Source organism: Klebsiella sp. MPUS7 (genome assembly GCF_009905335.1).
Lineage (GTDB): Bacteria > Pseudomonadota > Gammaproteobacteria > Enterobacterales > Enterobacteriaceae > Klebsiella > Klebsiella grimontii.
The window spans coordinates 2924393-2934682 of the sequence record NZ_CP047604.1; the positions used below are offsets into that span (position 1 = coordinate 2924393).

9 protein-coding genes and 1 pseudogene are annotated in these 10290 nt (G+C 56.7%); 3 read left to right on the forward strand and 7 right to left on the reverse strand.

All coding sequences use genetic code 11. From position 1 onward, the window contains the following. Positions 1-3 precede the first annotated feature (3 nt). The 6 genes from benC to GUC22_RS13655 form a co-directional block, all read right to left on the reverse strand. The gene (gene benC / locus GUC22_RS13630; RefSeq protein ID WP_004138105.1) at positions 4-1020 is read right to left on the reverse strand and encodes a benzoate 1,2-dioxygenase electron transfer component BenC; all 1017 of its coding nucleotides are present in this window, start codon (positions 1018-1020) and stop codon (positions 4-6) included. A 9-nt stretch (positions 1021-1029) separates the two neighbouring features. After that, a complete protein-coding gene (benB, locus tag GUC22_RS13635) occupies positions 1030-1515 on the reverse strand; it encodes a benzoate 1,2-dioxygenase small subunit (RefSeq protein WP_024358234.1) in 486 nt (161 codons plus the stop codon). Next, complete coding sequence (locus GUC22_RS13640; RefSeq protein WP_024358235.1) at positions 1515-2897, reverse strand: Rieske 2Fe-2S domain-containing protein; 1383 nt, start codon at positions 2895-2897, stop codon at positions 1515-1517. The genes benB and GUC22_RS13640 overlap by 1 nt, the downstream gene beginning before the upstream one ends. Positions 2898-3002: 105 nt before the next feature. Further along, positions 3003-3929 (reverse strand): catechol 1,2-dioxygenase, encoded by a 927-nt coding sequence (catA, locus tag GUC22_RS13645; RefSeq protein ID WP_160183581.1) that lies wholly within the window; start codon positions 3927-3929, stop codon positions 3003-3005. 70 nt (positions 3930-3999) lie between these two features. Next, on the reverse strand, positions 4000-4290 hold the full coding sequence (gene catC / locus GUC22_RS13650) for a muconolactone Delta-isomerase (RefSeq protein WP_004138111.1): 291 nt from the start codon (positions 4288-4290) through the stop codon (positions 4000-4002). 12 nt (positions 4291-4302) lie between these two features. After that, positions 4303-5469: a muconate cycloisomerase family protein gene (locus tag GUC22_RS13655; protein ID WP_162685322.1), complete on the reverse strand. Its 1167-nt coding sequence runs from the start codon at positions 5467-5469 to the stop codon at positions 4303-4305. 172 nt (positions 5470-5641) lie between these two features. Here GUC22_RS13655 and GUC22_RS13660 point away from each other — a divergent pair. Next, positions 5642-6480 (forward strand): annotated as a pseudogene (locus GUC22_RS13660) (IclR family transcriptional regulator C-terminal domain-containing protein). 4 nt (positions 6481-6484) lie between these two features. On the opposite strand, the gene GUC22_RS13665 reads toward GUC22_RS13660, so the two are convergent. Next, positions 6485-7975: an MFS transporter gene (locus GUC22_RS13665; protein WP_154952968.1), complete on the reverse strand. Its 1491-nt coding sequence runs from the start codon at positions 7973-7975 to the stop codon at positions 6485-6487. Between the two features lie 119 nt (positions 7976-8094). Here GUC22_RS13665 and GUC22_RS13670 point away from each other — a divergent pair, with 119 nt between their 5' ends. Next, positions 8095-8670 (forward strand): TetR family transcriptional regulator, encoded by a 576-nt coding sequence (locus tag GUC22_RS13670; protein WP_024358241.1) that lies wholly within the window; start codon positions 8095-8097, stop codon positions 8668-8670. A 189-nt stretch (positions 8671-8859) separates the two neighbouring features. Continuing rightward, positions 8860-10248, forward strand: coding sequence for a NarK family nitrate/nitrite MFS transporter (locus tag GUC22_RS13675; protein WP_160183582.1), 1389 nt, complete (start codon positions 8860-8862; stop codon positions 10246-10248). Positions 10249-10290 lie beyond the last annotated feature (42 nt).

Here is a 10290-nt window from a genome sequence, read left to right on the forward strand (position 1 = left end):
TCCTTATGCCGCCGCGCTCTGGCTGGCGATAAATTTTTCATACCAGAAACCCGCCGGCGAAACGCCTCTCTCGCGCAGCGCCGTGGCTACCGCATTGACCATCGGCGGCGGCCCGCACAGATAGATATCCACATCGCCATCGTTGAGTATCGCGTCATCGAGATGTTCGGTCACAAAACCGCGCTGCGGGCATCCGCTTTGCGCGTCGGCAACCACCGGCAGCCAGCGATAGGCCGGAAGCTGGCCGGTAAATGCTTCGAGCGCATCAGTTTTCACCAGGTCGCAGTCGCGGGTCACGCCATAGAGCAAGGTGACGGGCCGGGTGCTGCGCTGCATAACCAGCGTTTGCAGCATCGAGAGCAGCGGCGCTAAGCCGGTGCCCCCCGCGAGCAGCAACAGTGGACGCTCGCCGCCGCGCAGATAAAAGCTGCCCATCGGACCGCTTAGCGTCAGACGATCGCCGGGGCTGGCCCGCTGCGTCAGCCACTGACTCATCAAGCCGCCGGGCACGTTACGGATCAGAAAGCTCCCCTCACGCGAGCCCGGTAGAGAGCTAAACGAATAGGCGCGCGCCTGCGGCGTTCCTGGCACCTCAATATTGATGTACTGGCCCGGCAGAAAATCCAGCGGTTCATCCAGCACAACGACCAGCTCAATGGCGGTGTCCGACAGTAGATTTACCTGTTTTACCGCTGCGCCCAGGCTTGCCAGCGCGGTTTTGCACTGGGCCGCCGCAGCCGGAACATCAATGACGCAATCGCTGGTTGGCACCATCTGACAGGTCAGCACCTGACGCTCTGCGGCTTCGTCCTCGCTGAGCGCCTCTTCAAGAAAATCGTCACCCAAACCATATTCGCCGCTGACGCAGCGGCACTTGCAGGTGCCGCAGACGCCGTCCGAGCAATCCATCGGCAGATTCACCTGCTGACGATAGGCGGCATCCAGCACTTTTTCCCCGGCATGGCATTGAATAAAGCGGGTGATGCCGTCTTCAAAATTGAGAGCAATATTAAAGGTCATAAACGCCTCTTAAATGTGGTAAACGTCAATCACCTGACGGATGTAATCGTTATTCAGCCGCACGGTTTTACGGATAATCTGCGGTTTGCCGGCACTTTCAATCAGCGTGCAGCAGGTAGAGCCAAACCAGGTATCCGTCTGCTGATAGCGATGACAGTAGGTGACCCAGTTGTAGCGCACCTCCATCCCCTGTTCGGTTTCGCCAAGCCGCTCAACGTTGCCGATCATGTGGGTGGTTCGCGGTTCCGGCGTGCTGGCCCCGGAGCGTTCCGTTTTGATGCGGTATACCCGGTCTTCGAGGCCATCGCGGTTCGGGTAGTAAATCAGCGAAATTTCGCGCTGCGGATCGCGGGTAAGCTGGTCGTCATCGCCCCAGGCGGGCATCCAGTACACCACCTGCGGGCTGTAGCAGTTCAGCCATTCATCCCACTGGCGATCGTCCAGCAGACGGGCTTCGTAATAAAGAAACTGGCGAACCTGTTCGAGAGTCAGCATCAGGCCACCTCCACGCGTTGAGTGATCGACTGGTCGTAGCGCTGCCGCTCTGTTTCCAGCGCCGCCAGCATCACGTTTTGCCAGTGATGATGATGGGCGATATACAGCGCTTCATCTTCCGATTTCACTCCGCTTAGCTGCGGGCTAAAGCCCGCCTGCAAGGCGTGGTCGTCAGGGCCGTCGACCCAGTGCAGCGCCCCGCGGCTGAGGTCGCTCCATGCCAGATTCTCGCCGAGATAACCGCGCTGACAGGCGCTGAACTCTTCCAGATCGTCAGGCGTCCCCATGCCGCTAACGTTGAAGAAATCCTCATACTGGCGGATACGCAGCGCTCGCGCCTGGTCAGATTCACCTTTCGGGGCGAAGCACCAGATGGTGACTTCGGTTTTATCCACCGCAATGGGGCGGATCACGCGGATCTGCGTCGAAAACTGATCCATCAGGTAGACGTTCGGATAGAGGCACAGGTTGCGCGTTTCGTTGACCATCCGATCGGCGCGAGACTCGCCGAACTCAGCCCGCAGACGTTCGCGATGTTCATAGACCGGACGCACTTCCGGATTAAGCGCCCGGGTCCAGAGCAGCATATGCCCATTCTCAAAGCCGTATCCGCCGCCGACGCTTTTCGACCAGCCGTTTGCGTCTACCGCGTGCGTTCCTTCCGCTTCGTAGTTGCGGCGCGACATGGTGGAAGCGTAGTTCCAGTGCACCACGCTGACGTGATAGCCGTCAGCGCCGTTTTCCGCCCCCAGCTTCCAGTTGCCTTCGTAAACATAGCTCGACGAACCTTTAAGTACCTCCAGCCCTTGCGGCGCCTGGTCGACGATCAGATCGATAATTTTGCGGGTTTCGCCGAGGTACTCCTCCAACGGCTGCACATCAGCATTCAGGCTACCGAACAGAAACCCGCGATACGATTGAAACTTTGGCAGCTTTGTTAAATCATGAGAGCCTTCCTGTTTGAAGCTGTCCGGGTAACCACCGGTGCTTTCATCTTTGGCTTTTAATAGCTTGCCGTTATTGCTGAACGTCCAGCCGTGAAACGGGCAGGTCAATGAATTTTTATTACCGGTTTTGCGCCGACATAACATCGCTCCGCGATGGGCGCAGCTGTTAATTAGCGCATGTAGCTCATTCTTTTTATCGCGGGTTATTATCACCGGCTGGCGCCCAAGGGTCAGAGTGTAATAATCTCCTGGCTGCGCAATCTGGCTCTCATGGGCAAGGAACAACCAGTTGCCTTCGAAGATATGCTTCATTTCAAAATCAAATAACTGCGGGTCGGTAAATATTGAGCGATGGCAGCGATAAATATGTTTTTCACGATCAACAATTAATGCATTGCTGATTTTATCTTTTAATCTGGCGAATGTTTTTTGCATGAGTCGGCCCCTCCTGCATAATTCAGGAATAGAAAAAAGAGAACTCGTAATTTCGTTTTATTCTCCGGCCGCGATATGGCCGGAGAATAGCATTAACGCAGCGTTTTATTCCTGCGCGCGCAGGCGCGTACCGCGCTGTTCTTCATCGGCGTTAAGCGCTTTACACAGGGTAAAATCAAAGCGTACTTCAGTATGTTCCCCATCCAGTTCGCGCTGCTGAATAAGCTCGCGGTCGCTTACTTTTACCGGGTCGGCAATCAGGCCATCGCGGGTAGCGAACGCGAAATCATCCCATAGATATTTGTCACCGTTGAGATTAATCTGGCTGGTCAAATGTTTATAACCTAGCGCAGAGACGAAGAAGTGGATATGCGCCGGACGATTACCGTGGCGCCCCAGTTGGTTAAGCAGCTTTTGCGTCGGTCCATCCGGCGGGCAGCCGTAGCCGGAAGGCATTATGCTGCGCACGCTGTAGCGGCCATCGGCGCCGGTACGGATACGGCGACGCAGGTTGTATTCACTCTGGCTTTTATCAAAGAAAGAGTAGTTCCCAAGGGTGTTAGCGTGCCAGATATCAACGATAGCGTTGGCAACCGGGCGGCCCTGAGTGTCGTTGACCTGGCCGTAAAGCCACATCACTTCCCCCGCATCTTTACCATCATCCATACGGGTATGTCCGTCGGCCAGCGGCGCGTTCGCCACGTACAGCGGGCCTTCAATGGTGCGAGGGGTGCCGGTTTCCCGCTGCTCCGCGGCGTCGATAGCGTCCTGGCGCAGGTCGAGAAAGTGTTCCAACCCGAGGCCTGCCGCCAGCAGCGCCGCTTCCTGGCGCCCGCCTAATTCATGCAGATAATTCACCGCATGCCAGAACTCCTCTTCAGTGATGTTATAGTCATCAATCAGCGTACAGATGTTTTCCAGCAGGCGGTGAATAATCGTTTTAAAACGTTCGTCGCCGCCGCTAATATTTAATCCCGCGCTTTCGCGCAATAAATGTTGCACAGCATCTGGTCGTACGAATGCATTACTCATAATTAGTCTCACTTATCATTGTAGGATATTCGCCGAATTTCTTCGGCGCGAGGTTAGTGATTATTATTTATTAACGGTCGTCTTCGCGAATCGAGGAGGGATGACGACAGAGCGCCTCCACGCGAATTTGCATAAAGGGATATAGTGGTAAAGCCATTAAGATTTGATGCAATTCCTCAGCATCTTTCACATCAAAAATACTGACATTGGCGTAAAGACCGGCGACGCGCCAAATATGCCGCCACTTACCTTCACGCTGCAGCTGCTGTGAATAATTTTTTTCTCGCAGCTTAATTTCCTCTATTTCGTCAGCAGGAAATCCCAGCGGAATATTCACGGTCATATCGACTTTAAATAGCATACTAATCATCCCTTATCCTTTGCGGCTATAGAAGCGCAGCTTGTCTTCATCCAGTTCAACGCCAAGACCGGGCGTTTGCGGCAGCGTCACCTCGCCCTCGGCAAAGGTGAGCGGGACGCTGACAATATCGTCCTTCAGCAACAGCGGGCCAAACATCTCGCTGCCCCACTGCAGGGGGAGCGTAGACCAGGCGTGCAGAGAGGCCAGGGTGCCAACGGTTCCCTCAAGCATCGTGCCGCCGTAAAGCCCAATTCCCGCTGCTTGCGCAACTTTCGCCAGCGCCAGTACGCTATTGGGCCCCCCCGCTTTGGCAATCTTCAGCGCATAGGCGCCGCTAAACCCCTGCTGCGCCAGGCGATATCCATCGTAGTGGGTCGCCACCGCTTCATCGGCCAGAATGGCCGTGTCGATATGATGACTGAGGCGCACCAGCGCAGCGTTATCCTGCGCGCCGACCGGCTGTTCAATCAAATCCACGCCCATCGCCGCCAGCTCGCGGCAGCCTTTTGCCGCTACGGTGGCGTCCCACGCCTGATTCACGTCGACGCGGATGCTGGCCCGGTCGCCCAGCGCTTCAACAATCGCGCGCGTGTGGCGCAGGTCGGTCTCCAGCGCCCGGGCGCCGATTTTCAGCTTAAACGCCTGATGGCGGCGCTCCGCAAGAAGCTTTTCGCCCTCGGCAATATCTTTCTCGGTGTCGCCGCTGGCCAGCGTCCAGAGAACCGGCAGCGAGGTCGTCAGCGCCCCGCCAAGCAGCGCCGAAACCGGCAGACCGAGCGCTTTACCCTGCGCATCCAGCAACGCGGTTTCAATCGCCGATTTGGCGAAGGTATTGCCTTTAACCGCGCCGTCCATACGGCTGGTCAGGGCATTTAAATTATCGGCCGCCTGACCTTTCAGCAACGGCGTCAGGTAGTGGTTTATCGCCGATACGATGGCTTCCGGGCTCTCCACGCCGTAGCTGAGTCCGCCGATGGTGGTCGCTTCGCCAATCCCGCAAATGCCATCCGAGCGGGTAACCCGGATTATCGCCAGCGTCTGACAGCCCATCGTGGTCATGGAGAGTTTATGCGGCCGAATGGTCGGGATATCTACCAGCCAGCTTTCAATACGTTCAATGGTCGCGGTCATCTTTTTTTCCTGGTGATGAAATACATAACTTTTCCTACCCCGGTTCATAACGTGGGGTAACGATGCTGATGACAATAGGACTGCGTAATGGAGAGGGTCAACGGCGATAATCGAAATGTTGTGCGATTATCGACGCAGTTGTTAAGTTGAGGTTAATAATGTGATCGGCGTGGTAAAACCAGCACCAGGAATCCCCGCGTTTTTTACCCGCGATATAGTGATGCTCCGTGAGCCTATATCTTCAACAATCGAGGGGGTTATATGAGCGAAAAACAACCTGGCACACTCAGCGCCCGCCAGGCTGAACACGACCCTAACTTTATGTTATCCCTGGCGCGCGGTCTGGAGGTGCTGAACGCGTTTAGCCCCCAGCGGCAGCGCCTGACCATCTCCCAGCTTAGCCAGAAAACGCAGATCTCACGCGCGGCAGTGCGCCGCTGTCTGTATACCCTTGCCGCGCTGGGGATGGTGCACAGTCCGGATGGCCGCAGCTATGAACTGCTGCCTCGCGTACTGGCGGTGGGCCACGCTTATCTGGCCGGAACGCCGCTGGCTAAAGTCGCGCAGAGCGCGCTGGATACGCTGGGTAAAAACCTGGGAGAGTCCTGTTCCGCCGCCACGCTGGACGGCGATAACGTTCTGTATATCGCCCGCACGGCGGTGAATAATTTGCTCAGCGTGGATATCGGCCGCGGCAGCCGCCTGCCGGCATGGGCGACTTCCATGGGACGAGTCCTGCTGAGCGCATTGCCAGAAGAGCAGCTAGAGGTGACGCTGTCACGGGCAAATTTAATCCGCTATACCCCGCATACCCTCTGCGATATACCGGGATTACGCGAAGAGATTGCCAGAGTGCGCATGCAAGGCTACGCGCTCGCCGATCGGCAAATTGAGGTGGGATTGTGTTCGCTGGCGGTACCGCTGCTTTCCCGCAGCGGCCAGGTGGTAGCGGCGCTTAACGTTGGCGTTCCCGCAGGCAGCACCAACGCCGCGGCGTTGAAAGAGAAAGCCCTGGCCCCGTTACGGCGGGCGGCGATGGCGCTTTCTCTTCAGCTATAAAGGATTAATTGAGTTCAGGCGCTTTTGCCAGGCTTCGCCAAATCCCCGCCGCCAGCAGCAGAAGCAGGACGCCAGCCGTCGCCAGCACGGTACTGTGCGAGTGAATAAACGCCGCCTTCGCCGCCTCAAGCAGGCTTTGCGCCGGAATGGCGGGCAGCGACTGCGCCAGCTTAATCGCCTCGCTGATGGAGGAGGACGCCTGCTCCGCCGCCGCGCCCTCGATCCCCTGCGGCAGGACGATTGACGAGGTGTAGCTGCGGGTCAGGATCAGGCCAAACAGAGCGATGCCCAAGCCCGCGCCCAGTTCATAGGCCATGGTCTCGATGGCCCCCGCCGCCGCCGCTTTCTCCTTCGGCGCAGCGGCCATGATCGCCGAGCTGGAGGCCAGCAGCGCGCTGGCGACGCTGAAGCCCAGCAGCGTCATCAGCCCCCATGCCTGCCACTGCTGCGTGTTGAAATCGGTCATCGACAGGCCGAGGAAGCTCAGCGCGCTCAGCAGCATTCCGCCGGTGGCGACCTCGCGCAGCCCCAGACGCGACACCAGCATGCCGGCGATCGGTCCGCTGAAACCGCTTGCCACCATCACCGGCAGCATAAACAGCCCGGCTTCAAAAGGCGTTTTGCTATGCACAAACTGCAGCTCCTGCGCCATCAGCAGCTCAAACCCCACCAGCGTAATCAGCGCGGTCATCGCCATCATCACCCCGCTTAAAATAATGCGATGGGTAAACAGACGCATATCGACCATCGGCCGCGTTGCCGAGAGCTGTTTGCGCACGAACCAGAACAGCATCGCGGCGCCCGATACCGCCACCAGCCCGGTTAACCACAGCGCCATTTGCCCTTTGAGCGCCGTCTTGGCGCTAAACACCAACATCAGGATGGCGGCGATGAGGATCAGCGCCTGGAAAAAATTGAGCGGCTGCTCGCGCCGCGCGGGCTGGCGCGGCACCACTTTGGCGTTAATCGCCATCACCAACAGCACGATCGGCACGTTGATCAGGAATACCGACCCCCAGTAAAAGTGCTCCAGCAGCATGCCGCCAATCAGCGGGCCGAACGCCGCGCCGCCGGAACCGACTGCCGCCCATAGACCCAGCGCCATATTGCGCTGTTGCGCTTGCGAAAAGGTGCTGCGGATACCGGCAAGGGTCGCCGGGACGATCATCGCCGCCCCCACCGCCAGCAGCGCGCGGGAGGCAATCAGCGTTTCTGCGGTAGGGGAAAACGCCGCCGCCAGCGACGCCGAGCCAAAAATACCGCTGCCGAGCAGAAGCAGCCGTTTAAAGCCGATTTTATCGCCCAGTGCGCCCATAGGCAGCACCATGCCTGCCATGACCAGCGAATAAATATCAATAATCCACAGCAGCTCGTTGCCGCTGGTGCCCAGCGCTACGCTAAGCGTGGGCGCGGCCACGTGGAGAACGGTGGCGTCAATCGCCACCGGAATATAAACCAGCAAAATCGCCATCAGCGTCAACCATTGCCGAGACATACTACCTTTCCTCAAAGTTAAATATTGGACAGCCGTCCAGGAAAGCGATCCTGCCGGAATGTTGAACGAGTGTCCAACTTTTTGTTACTATCGGCAAAAAAACCGGGGTCACAAACGTTATGAGCTACTTAAATCGCGATGCGCGTCGGGAAGTTATTGTACAGGCGGCCATGCGCGTGGCGCTTCAGGGCGGGTTTAGCGCCATGACCGTTCGCAATATCGCCGCCGAAGCCGGCGTTTCCGCCGGCCAGCTGCACCACCATTTCACCTCCGCGGGCGAGTTAAAGGCCCATACCTTCGTGCGCCTGATCCGCGAAATGATGGATATGCCGCTGGTCGCCGACGATGCCACATGGCGCGAACGCCTGTTTTCCATGGTGGGCAGCGATGACGGCAGACTGGAGCCCTACATTCGTTTATGGCGCGAAGCGCAGCTGCTGGCCGATAGCGACGCTGACATTAAAGGCGCGTATCTGCTGACGATGAGCATGTGGCATGAAGAGACGCTGAAGATAATCCAGCGCGGGACCGAAGCGGGTGAGTTCAGGCCAAATGATCCCGCGGAAAGTATCGCCTGGCGGCTGATTGCCCTCGTCTGCGGTCTGGATGGTATTTACGCCCTGGGAATGAAGGAAATTGATGATGCCGCCTTTAACCAACATATCAATCATTATATTTCGCTGGAATTATTTTAATTCGGGTTACACTTTGTAACAAATAATCCCCACCTATTATTCGCGCGTCTCTTTTAGACGCGTTTTTCTTATCTATTCTTCATTCATTACAACAGATACATCACCCATCCCCTGGTTTTATTCCTTTTATTAATTTGCTGTTTTACAAGTTTATTCTTTTTGACTGACGACTGTTCATTCGAGGGCAATATGCAGAGCAAAAATGAGAAAAAGAATCATTATCTTTTAAAAGAGTGGAAACCAGAAAACGCGGCGTTTTGGGAGAATAAGGGAAAGAAAATAGCCCGCAGAAATCTTTGCATTTCCGTAGCTTGTCTGCTACTCGCTTTTTGCGTCTGGATGCTATTTAGCGCCGTCGCCGTCAATCTCAATAAGGTTGGCTTTAATTTTACCACCGATCAGCTCTTTTTATTAACCGCCCTGCCTTCGCTCTCTGGTGCAATATTACGCGCGCCCTACTCCTTTATGGTACCTATATTTGGCGGGCGCTACTGGACGGTATTAAGCACGATTATTCTGGTCGCGCCCTGCATCTGGCTGGGCATAGCTATACAGAACACCGCTACTCCTTTTTGGGTATTTATTACGATTGCTTTACTCTGCGGTTTTGCCGGGGCGAACTTTGCGTCCAGCATGGGAAATATCAGTTTTTTCTTTCCTAAAGCGAAACAGGGCAGCGCCCTGGGCATCAACGGCGGCCTCGGTAATCTCGGCGTCAGCGTGATGCAGATGATCGCCCCGGCGGCGATTTTTGTGCCCATTTTCGCCTTTCTTGGCGTACACGGCGTGCCTCAGGAAGATGGTTCAATCCTCGCGCTAAGCAACGCCGCCCTCGTCTGGGTACCGCTGCTGGTGATAGCCACCATCGCCGCATGGGTAGGCATGAACGATATCGCCAGCTCGAAGGCATCCATTCGCGATCAGCTCCCGGTGCTGAAACGCCCGCATATGTGGCTGCTGAGCCTGCTCTATCTGGCCACCTTCGGCTCGTTTATTGGTTTTTCCGCGGGTTTTGCCATGCTGGCGAAAACCCAGTTTCCCGACGTTAACATCCTTAAGCTGGCCTTCTTCGGGCCGTTTATCGGCGCGCTGGCGCGATCGTTTGGCGGCATAATCTCCGACCGCCTCGGCGGCGTGCGGGTAACGCTGGTCAATTTTGTGCTGATGGCGCTGTTTACCGGCTTGCTGTTTCTTACCCTACCCGGCTCCGGCTCAGGTAGCTTTCTCGCCTTTTACGTCGTGTTTATGGGCCTGTTTCTGACCGCCGGTCTCGGCAGCGGTTCCACCTTCCAGATGATCGCCGTGATCTTCCGCCAAATCACCATCGACAGCGTGAAGAAACGCGGCGGCAGCGACGAGCAGGCCCAGCACGAAGCGGTGACCGATACCGCGGCGGCGCTCGGCTTTATCTCCGCCATCGGCGCGATTGGCGGCTTCTTTATCCCGAAAGCCTTCGGTACCTCGCTGGCGATGACCGGCTCTCCGGTCGGGGCGATGAAGGTCTTCTTTGTGTTCTACGTGGTCTGCGTGCTGGTGACCTGGCTGGTCTACGGCCGGCGCAAACCGGCAAAAAAATAACGACATCTTTTTTAGCGGATGGCGGCTGACGCCTTATCCGGC

Bases quoted from the DNA above. Each gene is read 5' to 3' on its own strand.
- benC (WP_004138105.1), bottom strand. From the start codon at position 1,020: ATGACCTTTAATATTGCTCTCAATTTTGAAGACGGCATCACCCGCTTT.
- benB (WP_024358234.1), bottom strand. From the start codon at position 1,515: ATGCTGACTCTCGAACAGGTTCGCCAGTTTCTTTATTACGAAGCCCGT.
- GUC22_RS13640 (WP_024358235.1), bottom strand. From the start codon at position 2,897: ATGCAAAAAACATTCGCCAGATTAAAAGATAAAATCAGCAATGCATTA.
- catA (WP_160183581.1), bottom strand. From the start codon at position 3,929: ATGAGTAATGCATTCGTACGACCAGATGCTGTGCAACATTTATTGCGC.
- catC (WP_004138111.1), bottom strand. From the start codon at position 4,290: ATGCTATTTAAAGTCGATATGACCGTGAATATTCCGCTGGGATTTCCT.
- GUC22_RS13655 (WP_162685322.1), bottom strand. From the start codon at position 5,469: ATGAACCGGGGTAGGAAAAGTTATGTATTTCATCACCAGGAAAAAAAG.
- GUC22_RS13665 (WP_154952968.1), bottom strand. From the start codon at position 7,975: ATGTCTCGGCAATGGTTGACGCTGATGGCGATTTTGCTGGTTTATATT.
- GUC22_RS13670 (WP_024358241.1), top strand. From the start codon at position 8,095: ATGAGCTACTTAAATCGCGATGCGCGTCGGGAAGTTATTGTACAGGCG.
- GUC22_RS13675 (WP_160183582.1), top strand. From the start codon at position 8,860: ATGCAGAGCAAAAATGAGAAAAAGAATCATTATCTTTTAAAAGAGTGG.